This is a genomic window from Pseudooceanicola sp. (assembly GCF_029213205.1).
In the GTDB taxonomy this organism is placed as follows: Bacteria; Pseudomonadota; Alphaproteobacteria; order Rhodobacterales; family Rhodobacteraceae; genus Pseudooceanicola.
The window spans coordinates 93,034-113,891 of the sequence record NZ_JARGNH010000008.1 but is presented as its reverse complement, the minus strand read 5'-3'; the positions used below and the strand labels follow the sequence as shown (position 1 = coordinate 113,891).

General features: G+C 62.9%; 20 protein-coding genes. 16 read left to right on the top strand and 4 right to left on the bottom strand.

Annotated features, from left to right (window positions below; genetic code table 11):
• Nucleotides 1–23 precede the first annotated feature (23 nt).
• The 3 genes from P1U48_RS08765 to P1U48_RS08755 all read right to left on the bottom strand — a co-directional run bounded on the left by P1U48_RS08765 (nucleotide 24) and on the right by P1U48_RS08755 (nucleotide 4,123).
• Nucleotides 24–2,252 carry an RNA degradosome polyphosphate kinase gene (locus P1U48_RS08765; protein ID WP_301068616.1) on the bottom strand — a complete coding sequence of 743 codons (2,229 nt, stop codon included), beginning with the start codon at nucleotides 2,250–2,252 and terminating at the stop codon, nucleotides 24–26.
• A gap of 63 nt (nucleotides 2,253–2,315) precedes the next feature.
• Complete coding sequence (locus tag P1U48_RS08760; RefSeq protein ID WP_301068578.1) at nucleotides 2,316–3,014, bottom strand: DnaA/Hda family protein; 699 nt, start codon at nucleotides 3,012–3,014, stop codon at nucleotides 2,316–2,318.
• A 32-nt stretch (nucleotides 3,015–3,046) separates the two neighbouring features.
• Nucleotides 3,047–4,123 carry an AI-2E family transporter gene (locus tag P1U48_RS08755; protein ID WP_301068577.1) on the bottom strand — a complete coding sequence of 359 codons (1,077 nt, stop codon included), beginning with the start codon at nucleotides 4,121–4,123 and terminating at the stop codon, nucleotides 3,047–3,049.
• Nucleotides 4,124–4,408: 285 nt separating this feature from the next.
• Between P1U48_RS08755 and proS the strand changes: the two genes are divergently transcribed.
• The gene (proS, locus tag P1U48_RS08750; RefSeq protein WP_301068576.1) at nucleotides 4,409–5,746 is read left to right on the top strand and encodes a proline--tRNA ligase; all 1,338 of its coding nucleotides are present in this window, start codon (nucleotides 4,409–4,411) and stop codon (nucleotides 5,744–5,746) included.
• Nucleotides 5,747–6,005: 259 nt separating this feature from the next.
• Here the strand turns inward: proS and P1U48_RS08745 are convergent, their stop codons facing one another.
• Entirely contained in the window at nucleotides 6,006–7,400 is a 1,395-nt protein-coding gene (locus P1U48_RS08745; protein WP_301068575.1) for a 2-isopropylmalate synthase, read from the bottom strand.
• A gap of 158 nt (nucleotides 7,401–7,558) precedes the next feature.
• On the opposite strand from P1U48_RS08745, the gene P1U48_RS08740 reads away from it, so the two are divergent.
• From P1U48_RS08740 to nuoG, 15 genes are all read left to right on the top strand, one after another.
• On the top strand, nucleotides 7,559–9,217 hold the full coding sequence (locus P1U48_RS08740; RefSeq protein ID WP_301068574.1) for an NAD+ synthase: 1,659 nt from the start codon (nucleotides 7,559–7,561) through the stop codon (nucleotides 9,215–9,217).
• Between the two features lie 158 nt (nucleotides 9,218–9,375).
• Nucleotides 9,376–11,025 (top strand): VWA domain-containing protein, encoded by a 1,650-nt coding sequence (locus tag P1U48_RS08735; RefSeq protein WP_301068573.1) that lies wholly within the window; start codon nucleotides 9,376–9,378, stop codon nucleotides 11,023–11,025.
• 290 nt (nucleotides 11,026–11,315) lie between these two features.
• Nucleotides 11,316–11,681, top strand: coding sequence for an NADH-quinone oxidoreductase subunit A (locus P1U48_RS08730; RefSeq protein WP_301068571.1), 366 nt, complete (start codon nucleotides 11,316–11,318; stop codon nucleotides 11,679–11,681).
• On the top strand, nucleotides 11,678–12,214 hold the full coding sequence (locus P1U48_RS08725; protein WP_301068615.1) for an NADH-quinone oxidoreductase subunit B: 537 nt from the start codon (nucleotides 11,678–11,680) through the stop codon (nucleotides 12,212–12,214). The genes P1U48_RS08730 and P1U48_RS08725 overlap by 4 nt, the downstream gene beginning before the upstream one ends.
• A 15-nt stretch (nucleotides 12,215–12,229) precedes the next feature.
• Nucleotides 12,230–12,853, top strand: coding sequence for an NADH-quinone oxidoreductase subunit C (locus P1U48_RS08720; protein WP_301068570.1), 624 nt, complete (start codon nucleotides 12,230–12,232; stop codon nucleotides 12,851–12,853).
• Nucleotides 12,850–13,059, top strand: coding sequence for a hypothetical protein (locus P1U48_RS08715; protein ID WP_301068569.1), 210 nt, complete (start codon nucleotides 12,850–12,852; stop codon nucleotides 13,057–13,059). The genes P1U48_RS08720 and P1U48_RS08715 overlap by 4 nt, the downstream gene beginning before the upstream one ends.
• Nucleotides 13,056–13,229, top strand: a complete 174-nt coding sequence (locus P1U48_RS08710) for a hypothetical protein (RefSeq protein ID WP_301068568.1) — start codon at nucleotides 13,056–13,058, stop codon at nucleotides 13,227–13,229. Before P1U48_RS08715 ends, P1U48_RS08710 begins: the two co-directional genes overlap by 4 nt.
• A complete protein-coding gene (locus P1U48_RS08705) occupies nucleotides 13,229–14,449 on the top strand; it encodes an NADH-quinone oxidoreductase subunit D (protein WP_301068614.1) in 1,221 nt (406 codons plus the stop codon). Before P1U48_RS08710 ends, P1U48_RS08705 begins: the two co-directional genes overlap by 1 nt.
• Before the next feature lie 71 nt (nucleotides 14,450–14,520).
• The gene (locus P1U48_RS08700) at nucleotides 14,521–14,808 is read left to right on the top strand and encodes a hypothetical protein (protein ID WP_301068567.1); all 288 of its coding nucleotides are present in this window, start codon (nucleotides 14,521–14,523) and stop codon (nucleotides 14,806–14,808) included.
• A gap of 45 nt (nucleotides 14,809–14,853) precedes the next feature.
• A complete protein-coding gene (gene nuoE / locus P1U48_RS08695) occupies nucleotides 14,854–15,936 on the top strand; it encodes an NADH-quinone oxidoreductase subunit NuoE (RefSeq protein WP_301068566.1) in 1,083 nt (360 codons plus the stop codon).
• A gap of 40 nt (nucleotides 15,937–15,976) precedes the next feature.
• Nucleotides 15,977–16,801, top strand: a complete 825-nt coding sequence (locus P1U48_RS18190; protein WP_366142872.1) for an endonuclease — start codon at nucleotides 15,977–15,979, stop codon at nucleotides 16,799–16,801.
• Nucleotides 16,802–16,810: 9 nt separating this feature from the next.
• On the top strand, nucleotides 16,811–17,053 hold the full coding sequence (locus P1U48_RS08685) for a DUF5337 domain-containing protein (RefSeq protein WP_301068565.1): 243 nt from the start codon (nucleotides 16,811–16,813) through the stop codon (nucleotides 17,051–17,053).
• A gap of 4 nt (nucleotides 17,054–17,057) precedes the next feature.
• The gene (nuoF, locus tag P1U48_RS08680; protein WP_301068564.1) at nucleotides 17,058–18,350 is read left to right on the top strand and encodes an NADH-quinone oxidoreductase subunit NuoF; all 1,293 of its coding nucleotides are present in this window, start codon (nucleotides 17,058–17,060) and stop codon (nucleotides 18,348–18,350) included.
• 5 nt (nucleotides 18,351–18,355) lie between these two features.
• Complete coding sequence (locus P1U48_RS08675) at nucleotides 18,356–18,736, top strand: hypothetical protein (RefSeq protein ID WP_301068562.1); 381 nt, start codon at nucleotides 18,356–18,358, stop codon at nucleotides 18,734–18,736.
• 102 nt (nucleotides 18,737–18,838) lie between these two features.
• Nucleotides 18,839–20,857, top strand: a complete 2,019-nt coding sequence (nuoG, locus tag P1U48_RS08670) for an NADH-quinone oxidoreductase subunit NuoG (RefSeq protein WP_301068560.1) — start codon at nucleotides 18,839–18,841, stop codon at nucleotides 20,855–20,857.
• Nucleotide 20,858 lies beyond the last annotated feature (1 nt).

The following is a 20,858-nucleotide window of genomic DNA, read 5'->3' as shown; positions in this document are numbered from 1 at the left end:
ATTCGCTTGCCGGCGTCGCGCCTTTATGGGCGGCGGCTGGCGGGGACGTCAACATCCGCACTGGGCCGGGCCAGGCCAGGAGTCGCCGCATGGGTCAGTTCCGGCACATCGGCGGCCCCGGCAGAGCCGCGCCCGGAGAGTGACGGATTGTCCATGAAAAACTGGTGGCAGTTGAACGGGGTGCCGACGGCAGGGCGCCTGGCGCGGCGGAATTGGCCATCTGGCTGCATCACCCAGCTTTGCACGACGTCAGCCAGATTGGCGGCCATGATCTGACGCACGATCTGCGCCTTGACCGTTGGATTTTCGATCTGCACCAGGGTTTCGACCCGCCGGTTCAGGTTGCGGCTCATCCAGTCGGCCGAAGAGATGAACACCGTGGCCTCGTCATGTGGCAGCCCGTGGCCATTGCCGAAACAGACAATCCGGGAATGTTCCAGAAACCGCCCGATGATCGATTTCACCCGGATATTGTCAGAGAGTCCGGCGATGCCGGGGCGCAGCCCGCAGATGCCGCGGATCACCAGGTCGATTTTCACCCCGGCGGCGCTGGCTGCGTAGAGCGCGTCGATCACCTCGGGTTCGATCAGCGAATTCATCTTGGCCCAGATCCGCGCCGGACGACCGGCGTGGGCATGATCCGCCTCGGCCTCGATCCGGGCGATCAGGTCGGTCTTCATCCAATGTGGTGAGATCGACAACTTGTCCAGCCGCTCTGGCAGGGCATAGCCAGAGAGGTAGTTGAACACCTTGGTGGCGTCGCGCCCGAGAGTGACATCGCAGGTGAAAAAGCTGAGGTCGGTGTAAATCCGCGCCGTGATCGGGTGGTAATTGCCGGTGCCGAAATGAGTGTAGGTGACCAGGTTGTCGCCCTCGCGGCGCACCACGGTGCTGATCTTGGCATGGGTCTTCCAATCGACAAAGCCATAGACCACATGCGCGCCTGAGCGTTCCAGCCGGCGCGATTGGTGGATATTGGCGGCTTCGTCGAACCGCGCCTTGAGCTCGACCAGCGCGGTGACCGATTTGCCCTCTTCCGCCGCCTCGCACAGCGCCTCGACGATGGGCGAATTCTTGGATGTGCGATAGAGCGTCTGCTTGATCGCCACCACATCGGGATCGTGCGCGGCCTGGTGCAGGAAGCGGACGACCATGTCAAAGGTCTCGTATGGGTGATGCAGAAGCATGTCCTTCTGGCGGATCGCCGCAAACATGTCGCCGTCGTGGTCCTGCACCCGCTCGGGAACCCGCGGGGTGAATTGCGGCCAGAGCAGGTCGGGCCGCGCGTCGATCACCAGTTCGGAGAGCGCCGAGATGCCAATGATGCCGTCGACCTCGATCACCTCGTCGCCACGCACCTGCAATTCCTGTTCGATCACCCGTTTCAGCTCGGTAGGGGCGCGGGCCGAGATTTTCAGCCGCACCACCTCGCCGCGACGACGGCGTTTCAGCGCGGTCTCGAATTCGCGCACCAGGTCCTCGGCCTCTTCCTCGACCTCCAGATCGCTGTCGCGCAGCACCCGGAAGGTGCAGGTGCCGACCGCGCGATAGCCAGGGAACAGCCGGTCGATATGCAGCAGCAACAGCTCTTCCAGCGGCAGAAACCGGTGTTGGCCGCGGGGCGAGGGCAGCGGCACAAAGCGGTCGATCTGATGCGGGATCGGCAGCAGGGCCTGCAGGCTGCGCCGGTCGCGCTTGCGCTCCAGTGTCAGCGCCAAGGAAAAGCCCATGTTCGGGATAAAGGGAAACGGATGCGCCGGGTCGATGGCCAGCGGCGACAGCACCGGGAACACCTTGTTCAGAAACACCTCGCCGAGATAGCCGCGGTCGGCGTCGGTCAATTCCCTGCGCGACAGGATCGAGAGCCCGGCCGCCCGCATCTCGTCGCGCAGGGTGGCAAAGACGACCTGCTGATGCGCCATCAATTTGCGCGCATCCTCGTTGATCAGCAGCAATTGCGCTGCCGGGGTCAGCCCGTCGATGGCCGGGCTGGTGTTGCCCTCTCTGGCCAATGCGCGCAGGCCGGCGACGCGCACGGTATAGAATTCGTCCAGGTTGGTGGCGCTGATCGACAGAAACCGCAGCCGTTCCAGCAGCGGCACATCGAGGTTTTCCGCCTCTTCGAGCACCCGCCAGTTGAAGCCCAGCCAGCTGAGTTCGCGATTGTGGAACCGGGCCGGGCTGGTGATGTCCAGATCGGGCATCGGGCAGGGCTGCGGCCCGTCGAAATTCAGGAAATCGGCTTCGGTCATGGGGGTCTTGTCGTCGGCGGATGTGACGGTTTGATGACGTTTGGGCATCGCGACAGTCTACGCTCAGTCGGCCAGGCTTTCCAGATCATCCAGCACCCGGGCCGCCACCGCCCGCGACACATCGCGGCCCTCGCTCAGGGCGAGGGCATCAATGGCATCCACCGCGGCATTGGCGGCGGCAAAGGACCGGTCGATCCGGCGCAGCAGATAGGGGATCACCGCGGCGTCGGGCACGATCTGGCGATCCGAGAACAGCTTGCCCAGAACAAAGGCCAGCAGCAGGTCGTCCGGGGCGGCGATCTCGGCCAGGTGGCAGGCCTGCATCCGGCTGGCCAGGTCGGGCAGGGTCAGCGGCCAAAACATCGGCGGCCTGCGCGCCGTCAACAGCAGCGACCGGCCTTCGGCCAGCAGCAGGTTGTGCAGATGAAACAGCGCCTGTTCTGCCGCGGCCGTCCCGGCAATCGCATCGACATTCTCGACCACCAGATGGCCTGAGACCAGTTCGGCAATGTCGTGCTCGTCAAGCGTTTCCGCCGCGACGATCCGGGCCGCCGAGCGTGATGCCCAGACATGCGCCAGATGGGTCTTGCCCGCGCCCCTGGGGCCGACGATCAGCAACCGGCGATCCGGCCAGTCCGGCCAGAGGTCGATCATTCCCAGCGCCACGGCATTGGCGGGCGAGGCAAAGAAATCCTCGCGCCCGAGCGCCGCAATCGCGGGCAGGTCAAAGCTCAGCTGGCTCATTGTTCTTGTGCCGGTCATTCGCGTGCCGGTCGTCTCACAGCGCGCTCTGCTCAAAGGTCGTCAGGCCCGGGCGGGTCGTCGAGGCCGTGATAGAGGCGGCTGCCCTTGTAGTGGTCCAGGACAAAGCGGGTGATCACCCCCAGCGAGGCCGCCACCGGCACCGCCACCAGCATCCCGACAAAGCCGAACAGCGAACCGAACACCGACAGCGCAAAGATCAGCCAGACCGGGTGCAGCCCGACGCTGTTGCCGACCAGATTTGGGGTCAGGACATTGCCTTCGATCACCTGGCCAAGAACAAAGATACCCGCGACCAATCCGATCGACAGCCAGTCGCCCCAGAACTGGAACAATGCCAGCCCGATTGCCAGGGCGCCGCCAAACAGGGCGCCGACATAGGGAATAAAGGTGATCAGCCCGGCCAGCGCCCCGATCACCAGCCCGAATTGCAACCCGACCAGCATCAACGCAATGGCGTAATAGGTGCCCAGGATCAGACAGACGGTGCCCATGCCGCGGATAAAGCTGGCCAGGGTTTGGTCGATCTCTTGGGCCAATTGCCGGATCACCGGCGCATGATCGCGCGGCAACAATTCATCGATCCGCGCCACCATCCGGTCCCAGTCATAGAGCAGGTAAAAGGCCACCACCGGCACGATGACCAGCAGCATCACCACATTCAGCAGCGTCACCGCCGAGGACAGCGCGGTGTTCAGCAATTCACCACCCTTGTCGCGGATCGTCTCGCCCACCGCGATCAGCGATTGCCGCAGGGTCGATCCCTCATCCAGCAATTGCGGGAATTTCTCGGTCAGAAACGCCTGCAGGTTACGGAACAATTGCGGCGCGGTGTCGACCAGGGCCAGGGATTGATTGATCAGGGTCGGCACCACCAGCAGTGCCATGATGACAAAGACCACCAAGGCGGCGATGGTGATCGCGGCGGTCGCGGCCGCCCGGCTCAACCCGGCGCGCTGCAACCGATCCGCCACCGGATCAAGGAAATAGGCCACCGCGCCGCCCAGGACGAAGGGCAGGATCACATCGCCCAGCCACCAGAGCATGGCCATGAACACCGCCGCGGCGATGCCCCAGTATTTCATTTGGTCTCGGACCGGCAGCGCCATGATACACCTTTCGCGTTGCGGCCTATCTCACCTCAGGGGCCGCCGAATTCAACCCCCTTGGCCATGCGACGGCAGGTTGAACGCCTGATCCGGAGCGTCTGACCCCCCCGGGTGCGACGGCGCGGACCCCGCAGGTGGCTTGCCAGGCTGACCGGCTGCAGCGGTCCGGGTGCCACGGGCCGATCACGCCGCGATTTGCAACACGCGCGATTGCCTGACGGTTGGCTTTGGCCTAAACCGCCGAAAGTTCATTCTCTTCCCACACTCTCATTCCGTAGGTCCCAGATGCGCTTGTCCCGATATTTCCTGCCGGTTCTCAAGGAAACCCCCGCCGAGGCGCAGATCGTCAGTCACCGGCTGATGCTGCGCGCCGGGATGATCAAGCAACAGGCGGCGGGGATCTATTCCTGGCTGCCGCTGGGCTACAAGGTGCTGCGTCGGATCGAACAGATCGTGCATGAGGAACAGCAGCGCGCCGGACATATCCCGCTGCTGATGCCGACCCTGCAACCGGCGGATCTGTGGCGCGAAAGCGGGCGGTATGACGCCTATGGCCCGGAAATGCTGCGCGTCCGCGACCGCCATGACCGCGACATGCTGTATGGCCCCACCAACGAGGAAATGATCACCGACATCTTCCGCAGCCATGTCGGAAGCTACAAGGATCTGCCGCTGACGCTGTATCACATCCAGTGGAAGTTCCGCGACGAGGTGCGCCCGCGCTTCGGGGTGATGCGGGGCCGTGAATTCCTGATGAAGGACGGCTACAATTTCGACCTGACCAAAGAGGACGCGCTGCACGCCTACAACCGCCACCTGGTCAGCTACCTGCGCACCTACGAGCGGATGGGCCTGCAAGCGATCCCGATGCGCGCCGACTCGGGGCCCATCGGCGGAGATGACACCCATGAATTCCTGGTTCTCGCCGACACCGGCGAGAGCGAGGTGTTTTACGACAGCGAGATCACCGACCTGAAATTCGGTGACCGTGACATCGATTACGACAACGTCGAACAATGCCAGGCGGTGCTTGAGGAGTTCACCTCGCGCTATGCCCGCACCGACGAAACCCACGACGAGGCCCTGTTTGCCCAGGTCCCCGAGGCGCGTCGCCGGGTGGCGCGCGGTATCGAGGTCGGGCAGATCTTTTACTTCGGCACCAAATATTCCGAACCGATGGGGGCGACGGTGCAGGGGCAGGATGGGGTGAAACAACCGGTGCATATGGGCAGTCATGGCATCGGTGTCAGCCGCCTGCTGGGCGCGATCATCGAGGCCAGCCATGACGACAGGGGCATCATCTGGCCCGAAGGGGTGACGCCCTTCCATGTCGGCATCGTCAATCTGAAATCCGGCGACGCTGCGGCCGACGCCGCCTGTGACGCGCTTTATGACAGCGTCGCGGCCCTGGGGCTTGAGGCGCTTTATGATGACACGTCAGAGCGCGCCGGGGGCAAATTCGCGACGATGGATCTGATCGGTCTGCCCTGGCGGATCACGGTCGGGCCGCGCGGGCTGAAAAACGGCGTGGTTGAACTGACCTCGCGCCGGACCGGCGAAAGCGAGGAACTGCCGCCCGACCAGGCGATCGCCAGGCTGGCGACGATCTACGCGGGGCTCTGAGCCGAACGGAGCGCCTGCGGCGCATTTCCTTTGCTTCAGACGAGAAGGGGGGCTGTCTGCCCCCCTCAGGCGCGGCCGCGGGCCACGCCACCCCCCGAAGATATTTGAAACCAGGAGAAGCCGGGCGGACGCCTCGGCGCGTCTGATCTTCCTCTGGTCAAAAATATCCCGGGGGGCTGGCCTGCAAGGCCAGCGGGGGCAGCGCCCCCTAAAATCAGCCCAGCAATGCGCCGCAGGCGCGCCGTGTGGCGGTGCCGGATCACTTGCTCAGCGCGCCGTTTTCCCATTTGCCATCGGCCACCTCGCCGGAGGCATAGCGCATCGTGCCCTTGCCCTGACGGCGTCCGTCGCGGAATTCGCCCTCATAGACATCGCCATTGGCATAGGTCGCCACGCCCTGGCCCGAGATTTCGCCATCTCTCCAGTCGCCGGCATAGCTGAACCCGTCCGGCATCACGATCTTGCCGGTGCCATGGCGCTGTCCGGCTTCGAAATCGCCCTCATAGACGGTGCCGTCGGGATAGATCGCCTTGCCCTGGCCCTGACGTTGTCCGGCACTCCAATGGCCTTCGTAGCGATAGCCGTCGGGATAGGTCATCACCCCAAAGCCGTCGTTCTTGGCGTTCTTGAATTCGCCGTCATAGATCAGCCCGTTGGGATAGGTGGCGATGCCCTTGCCCTCGATCACCCCATCGCGCCATTCGCCCTCATAGGTGGCGCCGTCGGGATAGGTGATCTTGCCGCTGCCATCGGCCAGATCGCCGCGGAATTGTCCGACATAGACCGAACCGTCGGGATAGACGACGCGGCCCTCGCCCTCGATCCGCCCGGCCACCCAATTGCCGTCGTATTTATAGCCGTCGACCCCGCTAAAGATGCCCTGGCCATGGCGCTGGTCACCCTTGAACTCGCCCTCATAGATGTCGCCATTGGCATAGGTGACCTTGCCCAGCCCCTCGCGGCGGCCAGCGACCAATTCACCCTCATAGACATCGCCATTGGGCTGGGTCAGGGTGCCGGAACCATTGATCTGGCCGTCCTTCCAGGTGCCTTCATAGACCAGCCCGTCAGGCATTTTCAGGCTGCCCTGGCCTTCGCGGGCGCCGCGCACGATGTCGCCCTCATAGATCGCGCCATCCGGATAGGTGATGGTGCCGCGGCCTTCCTTGACGCCATTCACCCATTCGCCGTCATAGACATAGCCGCCCGGGCTTTCCATCCGGCCACGGCCATGGTGCATGGCGTTGCGAAAGCCGCCCTCGTAGCGCACGCCATTGGCGTAATTGGCCAGGCCCTGGCCCATGATCTTGCCTTCGGACCATTCGCCCTCATAGGTGCCGCCATCGGAAAAGACGATCTTGCCGATGCCATGCGGCTTGCCCTTGGCGAATTCGCCTTCATAGACCGAGCCATTGGGGAAGCGGGCGACGCCGCGGCCGCGAATTTCGCCCTCGACCCACGCGCCGGTGTATTCATAGCCATTCGGCAACCGGTAGGTGCCGGTGCCATGCTGCAGCCCGTCCTTGAAGGTGCCCTCATAGACGCCGCCATCGTCATATTGTTTGGTGCGCACCGCGCCGTCTTGGGCCAGGGCGGGCTGTGCCAGCGCCAGACACAGCAGCGTGGTCCGAATTCCCGATCTCACCAAAGCCATCCGCGTCACAGCCATATCCATCCCCGAAACCTGCCCGCCAGCGCGGTGTCGAAACCGTAAATGACAGGGATGCACCTTACAACGCCTTTCCGGCAAATCGGCTTTCCCTCGCGCCGTGGTGAAGTTATGACGCGGGGCAGAATGGATGAGGCAGGGCAATGGCTGACAGGTTCCGGATCACGCTGGCGCAGTTGAACCCGGTGGTGGGCGACATTGCGGGCAATATCGCCAAGGCACGCGCGGCCTGGGCGGCGGGCAAGGCGGCGGGAGCCGACCTTGTCGCCTTCACCGAGATGTTTGCGACCGGCTACAACACCCAGGATCTGGTGGAGAAACCGGTGTTCCACCAGGCGGCGATCGCGGCGATCGAGGCGCTGGCGGTGGACTGTGCCGATGGCCCGGCGCTGGCAATTGGCGGCCCCTGGATCGAGGGGGCGAATCTGTATAACGCCTATCACATCTGCAGCGGCGGCCGGGTGGTCCACCGGGTGCTGAAACACAACCTGCCGAATGAGACGGTTTTCGACGAGGTGCGCCTCTACGCCAGCGGACCGCTGGGCGGGCCCTACGCGATCGGCGACACCCGCATCGGCAGCCCGATCTGCGAGGATGCCTGGCATTCGGAAGTGGCCGAGACCCTGGCCGAAACCGGGGCGGAATTCCTGCTGGTGCCGAATGGCAGCCCCTATTATCGCGGCAAGATGGACACCCGCTACAACCACATGGTGGCACGGGTGGTCGAAACCGGGCTGCCGGCGATCTATCTCAACATGGTCGGCGGTCAGGACGATCAGGTGTTCGACGGCGGCTCCTTCGGGTTGAACCCGGGCGGCGAGATGGCCTTTCACCTGCCGATGTTCGACGAGATGTTGCACCATGTCGATCTTGAGCGCGGCTCCGAGGGCTGGCGCATCCTGCCCGGCGACAAGGCGCATATGCCGGATGACTGGGAAAGCGATTATCGCGCGATGGTCGAAAGCCTGCGCGATTATTGCGCCAAGTCCGGATTCGGCAAGGTGCTGCTGGGCCTGTCCGGGGGCATCGATTCCGCCATCGTCGCCACCATCGCGGTGGATGCGCTGGGGGCTGAGAATGTCCGGTGTGTGATGTTGCCTTCGGAATATACCTCGGAACATTCACTGGAGGACGCCAAGGCGGTCGCCGAGAACCTGGGCTGCCGCTATGATTTCGTGCCGATCGCCGAGGGGCGGCAGGCAATCACCAAGACGCTGGCGCCGCTGTTCGCGGGCACCGCGCCGGATGTGACCGAGGAAAACATCCAGTCGCGGTTGCGCGGGCTGTTGTTGATGGCGATGTCCAATAAATTCGGCGAAATGCTGCTGACCACCGGCAACAAATCCGAGGTCGCAGTCGGCTACGCGACGATTTATGGCGATATGGCGGGCGGCTATAACCCGATCAAGGATCTCTACAAGACCCGGGTGTTCGAACAATGCCGCTGGCGCAATGCCAATCATCGTGACTGGATGATGGGCCCAGAGGGCGAGGTGATCCCCGACCGGATCATCACCAAGCCGCCCTCGGCCGAATTGCGGGACGATCAAAAGGACAGCGACAGCCTGCCGGATTATCCGGTGCTCGATGCGATCCTGAATATCCTGGTCGATCTCGACGGCTCGGTTGCCGATTGCATCGCGGCCGGCTTTGACCCGGCCGATGCGGCGCGGGTGCAGCATCTGCTCTACATCAGCGAATACAAACGCTTTCAATCGGCGCCGGGCACCCGGCTGACCAAACGTGCGTTCTGGCTGGACCGGCGCTATCCGATCGTCAATCGCTGGCGTGATCCGGGCTGATCTCGGGGATTGGTGGGTTCTTTGAAAACCGCAAGCCAAGCTGGCGGAGCTGAGCAAAGCGCAGGTATTCCAGCATTCACGAATGTTAAAAACCGGACTATCGTGCCACCAATTGCATTTTGGAGGATGGTTTGATGTTTGTCAGAATGATATTTGCGATGCTGGCTTGGCTTATTTTGGCACTGCCCGGCTTGGCCGAAAACCGGTCGATGATCGTGCTCGATGGATCGGGGTCGATGTGGGGCCAGATCGAGGGTAAGTCGAAGATTGAAATCGCCCACGCGGTGCTCGGCGATGTGCTGGGCGCGGTGCCCGCGGAGAGCGAGCTTGGCCTGATCGTCTATGGTCACCGCAGCAAGGGCGATTGCGCCGATATCGAAGTGGCGGTTCCGGCCGCCAAGGGCACCGGCGCGGCGATCGGTGATTTCGCCAAGGGGATCAGCCCCAAGGGCAAGACGCCGCTGACCGACGCGGTGCGTCTGGCCGCCGAGACCCTGAAATACACCGAAAGCAAATCCACCGTCATCCTGGTGACCGACGGGTTGGAAACCTGTGACGCCGATCCCTGCGCCCTGGGGCGCGAGCTGGAGCGACTCGGCGTCAATTTCACCGCCCATGTGGTTGGCTTTGGTCTGACCGATGCCGAGGGCGCGCAGGTGGCCTGTCTGGCCGAAGAAACCGGCGGCAGCTATTTTCAGGCCAGCGATGCTGGACAGTTGAGCGCGGCATTGACCGAAACCGTGGTCGCGGTGGCCGATCCAGCCCCGGCGCCCGCCCCGGAACCCGCCGCGGCGCCGGAACCCGAGGATCTGGCGGTCACCTTGCATATCAGCGCGGCCCTCTCCGAAGACGGACCGGATCTGAGTGAGGTCGACGAGCGCGCGCGCTGGCAGATTTATGCCGCAGGCGCCGATGGCCAGCCCAGCGGCGACCGGATCAAGAACAGCTATGGTGCCGGGCTTGATGCGAAATTGCCCGCAGGCGATTACGCGGTAAAGGTGAGCTTTGCCCAGGTCATCGACCTGGTGCTGCCGGTGCATGTCGCCGCGAACGAGCTGACCGAAAGCCATGTGGTGCTGAACGTCGGCCATATCACCGTCACCCCGAAAACCGCGCCTGATGCCACTGAGCCGAACAAGGCTGTGCGGGTACAGGTGTTTTCCGGTGGCAAACGCGCCAACGGTTACGGCCAGAGCGCGTTTTACATGCCGGCAGGTGAATTGCGGATCCTGGCGACTCATGCCGGGGCCGAGGCAACCGAGACCCTCATGCTGAAGGCCGGGGCGCGCGAAGCTCGCGAATTGATTGTCGGGGCTGGCGTGGTCTATCCGAAAGCGCTCTATGCCGAGGGCGGTCCGGCGGTGGAAAACAACGATGTCCGCTTTATCGTGCAAAGTGCTGAGGTCGATCTCAAGGGCCGGCGCAAGAACATCCACTCGGTCTATGGGTCGCGCGCCTTTGACATGCCGGTCGGGGACTATGTGCTTTTCGCCAAGCTCGGCACCGCCGAGGTCACCAGCCCGCCATTCAAGGTTGAGGCCGGCAAGCGGGTGGAACTGCAGGTGGTGATGAATGCCGGGGTGCTGGCGTTGGCGACACCGGGCGCCTATCGGGTGCAATTGTTCGAGGCAAAAAAGGACATCAACGGCAAGCAGAAACGGGTGCAATCCGCCTATGGCGAGGCGCATCAGTGGACATTGGCCGCGGGCAAATACCTGGCCCATGCCACCTACAAGGACAGCGATGTTGTCAAGGAAACCACGATTGAGGTGATTGCCGGTGAGAGGGCAGAGGTGACACTGGACTAACATCGGCCAGGCCCTGTTGCGGGCGCGCATCGTCACGCCCGCCCACCGCCAAAAACCCACCGGGGTAGGACGCTGTCCGTTCCCAGGCTTATGGCGGGCAAGCCATTTGCAGCGGTGAATATTGCCGCTGCGGGAGCCCGAATCGCCGTCGGATATGGCAATCCGGCGGCGTGCTTTTTCAGCGCAGCGAAATGACCCGGGATTGGTTGACCCTGCCAAGGGGCGGGAGTAAACCCAGACAAAGGCATCGCGGGCCCAATTGCCCGGCCGCGCAAGCAAAGGAGCCGACCTTGGAAGAGATGCTGCGGGAGTACCTCCCCATTCTCGTTTTTCTGGCCGTCGCGATCGGGTTGGGGCTGGTTCTGATCCTTGCCGCGATTGTCGTCGCCGTGCGCAATCCCGACCCGGAAAAGGTGTCTGCCTACGAGTGCGGGTTCAACGCCTTTGACGATGCGCGGATGAAATTCGATGTGCGGTTCTACCTGGTGTCGATCCTGTTCATCATTTTCGATCTGGAAATCGCCATGCTGTTCCCCTGGGCGGTGGCGTTCAAGGATGTCAGCATGGCCGGGTTCTGGTCGATGATGGTGTTCCTCGGGGTGCTGACCATCGGCTTTGCCTACGAATGGAAGAAGGGGGCGCTGGAATGGCAATGACCGGGGTGCAAACCGGCACCAACACCGCAGGCGCCGACAAAGAGGTCGCCACCCAGAACCTGAATCGTGAGTTGCAGGACAAGGGATTCTTGTTGTCCTCGTCCGAGGACATCATCAACTGGGCCCGCACCGGCAGCCTGCATTGGATGACCTTTGGCCTGGCCTGCTGCGCGGTCGAGATGATGCACACCTCGATGCCACGCTATGACGCCGAACGTTTTGGCATCGCACCGCGCGCCAGCCCACGCCAGTCCGACGTGATGATCGTCGCCGGCACCCTGACCAACAAGATGGCCCCGGCGCTGCGCAAGGTCTATGACCAGATGCCGGAGCCGCGCTATGTGATCTCGATGGGATCCTGCGCCAACGGCGGCGGCTATTACCATTACAGCTATTCGGTGGTGCGCGGCTGTGACCGGATCGTGCCGGTCGACATCTATGTACCGGGCTGCCCGCCGACCGCTGAGGCGCTGCTCTATGGTATCATGCAGCTGGCGCGCAAAATCCGGCGCACCGGGACAATCGCCCGCTAGGGGCAGGGGATCGTGATGAGCGAAGCACTCGAAGAACTCGGCACCCATATCGAGCTGAAGCGCGCGGATTGCGTGCTTGGCTGGGCGGTGTCCCGTGGTGAGCTGACGGTGGATGTCGCCCCGGCCAATATCGTTGGCCTGGTCGATTTCCTGCGTGCCGACAGCAGTTGCAAATTCTCGACCCTGGTCGATATCACCGGGGTTGATTACCCGGACCGGGCCAAGCGGTTTGATGTGATCTATCACTTCCTGTCGATGTATCAGAATCAGCGCATCCGCCTGCGGGTCAGCCTGCGCGAGGATGAGATGGCGCCGTCGATCACCTCGGTTCACCCGTCGGCCAATTGGTTCGAACGCGAAGTCTTTGACATGTTCGGGATCATCTTTTCCGGCCACCCGGATTTGCGGCGTATCCTCACCGATTACGGCTTTCGCGGCCATCCGCTGCGCAAGGATTTCCCGACCTCCGGCTATACCGAAGTGCGCTATGACGAGGCCGCCAAGCGGGTGGTCTATGAGCCGGTGAGCCTGGTGCAGGAATACCGTCAGTTCGATTTCATGTCGCCCTGGGAAGGGGCGGAATACATCCTGCCGGGCGATGAGAAAAAGGGCGATGACAAAAGGGAGTCAGCGAAATGATCGAGTGGTTGAGTTTCGATCTCGTTCAAGCTGTGCTCGCGGCACTTGGTCTGGGCGTCACTGTCTCTGAGGTTTTTAAAAAAAAATCCGAAGTTTACGAAGTGGCCATCGGTTCATTGCGACGGTATTTTTGCTTTGGTTTCCGCGGTCTGAGGTTCGACTACAAAGTGGGCTCTGGTTCACGTAGCATTGGGATTGCGCAATGATGTATATCTTCTTTGCCGTTCTCTTTGTGGTGCCGATGTGGTTTCTGGTGCCGCAGTTCCGGTTGCCGCAATGGGCGGCGCTGATCGCAATCATCCCCTTTGGCATCTTTGTGCTGCTCTGGGTGATGGCGTTTCGTGACAAAATCAAGATTCCGGGGATTGACCAATGATGGACGGCTCCAAAGGCTTTGCCGACATCGAGACCGGCGAACAGAAAATCCGTAACTTCAACATCAACTTCGGCCCGCAACACCCTGCGGCGCACGGGGTTTTGCGGATGGTGCTTGAGCTCGACGGCGAGATTGTCGAGCGGGCAGATCCGCATATCGGCCTGCTGCACCGTGGCACCGAGAAGTTGATGGAAAGCCGGACCTATCTGCAGAACCTGCCGTATTTTGACCGGCTGGATTACGTCGCGCCGATGAATCAGGAACATGCCTGGTGTCTGGCCATCGAAAAACTGACCGGGGTCGAGGTGCCGCGTCGCGCCTCGCTGATCCGGGTGCTGTTCTGCGAGATCGGGCGGATCCTGAACCACCTGCTGAACGTGACCACCCAGGCGATGGATGTCGGGGCGCTGACGCCGCCGCTCTGGGGGTTTGAGGAACGCGAAGATCTGATGATCTTTTACGAACGGGCCTGTGGCGCGCGCCTGCACGCCGCCTATTTCCGCCCCGGCGGGGTGCATCAGGATTTGCCGCCCGAATTGCTTGACGATATCGAAACCTGGGCCAAACGCTTTCCGAAACGGCTGGATGATATCGACGCGCTGCTGACCGAAAACCGGATCTTCAAACAGCGCAATTGCGATATCGGGGTGGTGAGCGAAGAAGACATTCAAAACTGGGCCTTTTCCGGCGTCATGGTGCGCGGATCGGGCCTGGCCTGGGACCTGCGCCGTGCGCAACCCTATGAATGCTATGACGAATTCGATTTCCAGATCCCCGTCGGCAAGAATGGCGATTGCTATGACCGCTACCTCTGCCGGATGGAGGAGATGCGTCAATCGACCAGCATCATCCTGCAGGCGATTGAAAAGCTGCGCGCACCCGAAGGCCAGGGCGATATTCTGGCCCGGGGCAAGATCACCCCGCCGAAACGCGGCGAGATGAAGACCTCGATGGAGGCGCTGATCCATCACTTCAAGCTGTACACCGAGGGTTTCCACGTGCCCGAAGGCGAAGTTTATGTCGCCGTCGAAGCGCCGAAGGGCGAATTCGGCGTGTTCCTGGTCAGCGACGGCTCGAACAAGCCCTACCGGGCCAAGCTGCGCGCGCCGGGGTTCCCGCATCTGCAGGCGATGGATTATGTTGCAGGCGGCCACCAACTGGCCGATGTGGCGGCGATCATCGGCACCTTGGATGTGGTGTTCGGGGAGATTGATCGCTGATGCCTGGTCATGCCGCAACCGCAACGACACCGGTGCCGCCTCGGCCGGGCCGGCGTGATCGGAGGACCCGAATGAGCAACTTGATGCGCTTTGCGACGGCAACCGCGGTGCTGGGTCTGACCGGTGCCTGCGCGATGGCGCCGCAGGGGGTCGGGCCTGAAACAGCGGCGCTCTATGACGCGGCGGTGGCCTCGGTCGGCTGTGAGATGCGCACCGAGCGCGAATATCTGGCGGTCGAGTTGCAAACCGGGATGACCCGCGAACAGACCATTCAGATGGGACAATTTCGTATGGCTGCCGGCGCGGCCGAACCGACAGAGGGCGGTGGTGTCCGCCTGACCACAGGCGCCTGCGCCTAAGCGGCACCCGGTGACTCAAGGGTGAATTAAAGGATCGTTCGAACCATGTTGCGACGCCTCTACCACGATCAGCCCGAAAGCTTTGCTTTCACGCCCGCCAATCTGGCATGGGCCGAGGCGCAGATCACCAAATACCCCGAAGGCCGTCAGGCCAGCGCCATCATTCCGCTGCTCTGGCGCGCGCAGGAACAAGAGGGCTGGCTCAGCCGCCCGGCGATCGAACAGATCGCTGACATGCTGGGCATGGCCTATATCCGGGCGCTGGAAGTGGCGACCTTCTACTTCATGTTCCAGCTGCAACCGGTTGGTTCGGTCGCGCATATTCAGATCTGCGGGACCCTGTCCTGCATGATCTGCGGTGCCGAGGACCTGATCGGGGTTTGCCGCGAAAAGATCGCGGACAAGGCGCATACGCTGTCGGCGGATGGCAAGTTCTCCTGGGAAGAGGTCGAATGCCTCGGCGCCTGTTCGAACGCGCCGATGGCGCAGATCGGCAAGGATTATTACGAGGATCTGACCGCCGCGCGGCTGGTCGAAATCCTGGACGAGCTGGCCGCGGGCAAGGTGCCGGTGCCGGGGCCGCAGAATGGCCGTTTTGCGGCCGAACCTTTGTCGGGGCTGACCAGCCTCAAGGATTACGAAAGCGGGCGCAAGCAATACAACGCCTCGGCTCAACGGGCGGTCGATCTGGGCGACACCGTCAAGCGGATTGATGGCACCGAGGTGCCGCTGTTGACCCCCTGGCGGACCGGTGGCGCAGGCAAGGCGGCGACGGCTGAGGCCGAGGAACAGGTCGCTCCGGCCGCGACCACCGCGCCGACTGCCGAGGATGCCGTAGGCCGCCAGCCGGAAGGGCTGAAAGCGGCGCGCGATGACCATCCGGATGATCTGAAACAGATCAAGGGCGTCGGGCCGAAATTGCAGGATTTGCTGAATTCGATGGGCTTTTTCCACTTCGATCAGATCGCGGCCTGGGGCCCGGACGAGGTGGCCTGGGTCGATGAGAACCTCAAGGGCTTCAAGGGCCGGGTCAGCCGTGACACCTGGGTGGATCAGGCCAAGATTCTAGCAAAGGGCGGCGAGACCGCGTTTTCAGCACGGGTCAAAAAGGGTGACGTCTACGAATAGTACCAAACCGACGATGTGATCGCTGAGGGGAGGCGAGACTATGGACTTGCAGACAAAAGAAGGACGGTGTTCGGCGATTTGCTGGATCATCGGCGTGGTTGTGGCGATCGTTGCCTACAGCGCGATGCGTCCAGCTGTCTGGATTCTGGTCGCCCTGGTGATCGCTGCGCTGGTGGGCTGTGCCGTTGCCTTGCTGCTGATCCGATTCTTTTGCGCTTCGCAGCGGTCACAGGACTCGGCAGGATCTCAAACCGGGGGGATGTCGCCAGGTGCGATGGCTGCTCCGGTTGCCGCACCAGCGCCGACTGCAACTGCCGCACCCGCGCCGGAGGCAAGTGATGCGGCGACCGGGGCGACGTCAAGCCGCGCCGCCGGAATCGTGCCAGCCGATGGCGCCACCGCCGAATATGACGAGGCGCAAGAGGGCATGTCGACCGCCGCCACCAGCGCCGCGGCCTATGACGCGCCCGAGGGCGACAAGGCCTGGGAGGACGCGGCAGAAGAGCCCGCTGAGACGGCAGAAGAACCCGCTGAGGCGAAGCCGGCTGCGGCTTCTGCCAGCGATGCAGGCGAGGCGGGACGGAAACCCCAAGCGCTGAGCGCGGCGCGCGACGGTGTGGCGGATGATCTGAAACGGATCAAGGGCGTCGGGCCGAAGCTGGAAATCCTGCTGAACGAGCTTGGCATCTACCATTTCGATCAGGTGGCCGCCTGGGGCGCGGATGAGGTGGCTTGGGTCGATCAGAATCTCAAGGGCTTCAAAGGCCGGGTCAGCCGCGATGGCTGGGTGGCGCAGGCCACGACCCTGGCGGCGGGCGGCGAGACCGAATTCTCGCAACGCGTGGACAAGGGCGGTGTGTATTGACCGATGAACATGGCAAACCGGCAAGACAGCGAACGGGCGCTGGCCCGACGCGGGCGCGTTGTCGCCCTGGTGATCGCAGGCACCATGCTGATATGGCTGGTTGGCACCGCGCTGGTGCCCTGGCTGGGCCTGCCAGTTCGCTTTGTCTTTCTGTTCGACATGGCGGCGATCGCGGGCTTCGTCTGGGTCTTTGTCAACCTCTGGCAAATCTGGCGTCTGCGCCAACAATTGAACGACAAGGGGCAAGGGTAGCGTGATGCTCAAGGATCAGGACCGGATATTCACCAATATCTACGGCATGCATGACCGCACGCTGAAGGGCGCGCAGGCGCGTGGCCATTGGGATGGCACCAAGGGGCTGCTGGCGCTGGGGCGCGACAAGATCGTCGAGATCATGAAGGCCTCGGGTCTGCGTGGACGCGGCGGCGCCGGGTTCCCGACCGGGCTGAAATGGTCGTTCATGCCCAAGGAAAGCGATGGGCGCCCCTCCTATCTGGTGGTCAATGCCGATGAATCCGAGCCCGGCACCTGCAAGGACCGGGAAATCATGCGCCACGACCCGCATACGCTGGTCGAGGGCTGCCTGATCGCGTCTTTCGCGATGGGGGCGAATGCCTGCTACATCTATATTCGCGGTGAATATATCCGCGAGCGCGAGGCGCTGCAGGCGGCGATTGACGAGGCCTACGCGGCCGGGTTGATCGGCAAGAACGCCTGTAAATCCGGCTATGATTTCGACCTCTACCTGCATCACGGTGCGGGGGCCTATATCTGCGGCGAGGAAACCGCGCTGCTGGAAAGCCTTGAGGGCAAGAAGGGCATGCCGCGGATGAAACCGCCGTTCCCTGCCGGGGCAGGGCTTTATGGCTGCCCGACCACGGTGAACAACGTCGAATCCATCGCCGTCGTGCCGACCATCCTGCGCCGTGGTGCCGACTGGTTCGCGGGCTTTGGCCGGGAGAACAATGCGGGCACCAAGTTGTTTGCGATTTCAGGCCATGTGAACAACCCCTGCGTCGTCGAAGAAGCGATGTCGATCGGCTTTGAAGAGTTGATCGAAAAGCATTGCGGTGGCATTCGCGGCGGCTGGGACAATCTGCTGGCGGTGATCCCCGGCGGATCCTCGGTGCCCTGTGTGCGCGGCGAGAACATGCGCGACGCGGTGATGGATTTCGACTATCTGCGCGGCGAGCTTGGCTCGGGGCTGGGCACCGCTGCGGTGATCGTGATGGACAAATCTGTCGATATCGTCAAAGCGATCTGGCGGCTGTCGGCGTTTTACAAACACGAGAGCTGTGGCCAATGCACCCCCTGCCGCGAGGGCACCGGCTGGATGATGCGGGTGATGGACCGGTTGGTGCGCGGCGAGGCCGAGCCAGAGGAAATCGACATGCTCTGGGATGTGACCAAGCAGGTCGAGGGCCATACGATCTGCGCTCTGGGCGATGCGGCGGCCTGGCCGATCCAGGGGCTGATCAGGAATTTCCGTGGCGAGATCGAGGACCGGATCAAACACAAGCGCGGCGTCACCGCCGTGGCGGCGGAGTGATCGCTATGGCCCAGTTTCGTAGCCCATTGCCGCGTCGCGCGGTGCTGGCGGTGATGCTCGTTGCGCTCACTGGCTGCGGTGTGGTGCAATCCGGCGTCAGCTGGGTTTCTGGCGGTGGTCGGGTGAGTTTTGACGACAAGTATTACCGCGCCAAGCTGACCAAGGACGACGAGGCGCCGCAGAAATTCAGCGTCACGGTCAACAAGGTCAGCCAGAGCCTGGCGGGCGCCAAAGAGGCAGGCCGCTATGAGTCGGTGAAATATTGCATGAAATTCTTCGGCTGGTCCGGCGTCGACTGGACCATCGGCCCGGATGATCCGGACAGTTCGCTGATCATCGTCGATGACACGCTGACCCTGAAGGGCGAATGCAAGGGATGGTTGTAAGCCCCGGCTTGCACTGTGCTGGATTGAATTACAGGCCGTAAGCGGCCGGGATGAATGGGAAGAGCCGCCGGAACAGGGGCTTTTCTGATGGAGAACTAGGATATGGCGGACCTTCGCAAGATCATCATTGACGGTATCGAGGTCGAGGTCGACCCGGCGCTGACCCTGATCCAGGCCTGCGAACAGGCCGGGGTCGAAGTGCCGCGCTTTTGCTACCATGAACGCCTGTCGATCGCCGGCAATTGCCGGATGTGTCTGGTCGAGGTTGTTGGCGGCCCGCCGAAACCCGCCGCCTCTTGTGCGATGCAGGTCAAGGATCTGCGCCCCGGGCCGGAAGGCGCGCCGCCGGTGGTGAAAACCAACTCGCCGATGGTCAAAAAGGCCCGCGAGGGGGTGATGGAATTCCTGCTGATCAACCACCCGCTGGATTGCCCGATCTGCGATCAGGGCGGTGAATGTGATCTGCAGGATCAGGCGATGGCCTATGGCGTCGATTTCTCGCGCTTCCGCGAACCCAAGCGCGCCAGCGACGATCTCGATCTCGGGCCGCTGGTTGAAACCCATATGACCCGCTGCATTTCCTGCACCCGCTGCGTGCGCTTCACCTCTGAGGTCGCCGGGATCACCCAGATGGGCCAGACCGGGCGCGGCGAAGATGCCGAGATCACCAGCTACCTGAACCAGACGCTGAATTCCAACATGCAGGGCAATATCATTGATCTCTGCCCGGTTGGGGCTCTGGTTTCAAAGCCTTACGCCTTTACTGCCCGTCCGTGGGAGCTGACCAAGACCGAAACCATCGACGTGATGGACGCGCTTGGATCCTCGATCCGCGTCGACACCAAGGGCCGCGAAGTGATGCGCATCCTGCCGCGCAACCATGACGGGGTGAACGAGGAATGGATTTCCGACAAGACCCGCTTTGTCTGGGACGGGCTGCGTCGGCAACGGCTGGACACGCCCTATATCCGTGAAAACGGCAAGCTGCGCCCGGCCACCTGGCCCGAGGCGCTGAGCGCCGCCGCGACGGCGATGCAGGGCAAGAAACTGGCCGGGCTGGTCGGTGATCTGGCCCCGGTCGAGGCCGCCTTTGCGCTGAAACAGCTGATCGAGGGGCAGGGCGGTTCTGTCGAATGCCGCACCGACGGCGCGAAGCTGCCTGTTGGCAACCGCTCCGCCTATGTTGGCACCGCCTCGATCGAGGATATCGACAGCGCCGCCTACATTATGCTGATTGGAACCAATCCAGAAGTTGAGGCGCCGGTTCTGAATGCCCGGATCCGCAAGGCTTGGTTGAACGGTGCCCAGATCGGTGGCATCGGTGTCCCGGCCGGGTTGAGCTATGACGTCTTTGACATGGGCAATGACCGCAAGGCGCTGGCCGGGCTGGCCAAGCATGACTTCGGCGACATCAAGGAAAAGAACTCGGTGATGATCGTTGGCCAGGGCGCGCTGCGCGAGGCCGATGGCGCGGCGGTTCTGGCCGAAGTGATGACCGCAGTCGAGCGCTCCAATGGCAAGCTGCTGGTGCTGCACACCGCCGCGGGTCGGGTTGGGGCGATGGATGTCGATGCGGTGACGGCGGGTGGCCTGCCTGCGGCACTGGACGGGGCTGAGGTGGTTTACAACCTCGGCGCCGATGAGGTCGATATCGCGCCCGGGCCCTTTGTCATCTACCAAGGCAGCCATGGCGACCGGGGCGCGCACCGCGCCGATGTGATTCTGCCGGGCGCCGCCTGGACCGAAGAGAGCGGGCTGTTCGTCAACACCGAAGGCCGCCCGCAGCTGGCGCTGCGCGCCGGATTCGCACCGGGCCAGGCCAAGGAAAACTGGGCGATCCTGCGGGCGCTTTCGGCTGAGCTGGACGCGACGCTGCCCTATGACAGCCTGGCACAGCTGCGTCAGACGCTGGTCGCCGAGGTGCCGCATCTGAAGGGGATCGACACGGTGCCGGAAAACGACTGGCAACCGCTTGAGTCGGGTCAGCTGGGCGAGGCGAGTTTTGTCGCGGCACTCGGGGATTTCTACCTGACCAATCCGATTGCCCGCGCCTCCGAGGTGATGGCCGATCTGTCGGCCCGCGCCAAGGCGCGCAATGACACCGCGATGGCGGCAGAATAAG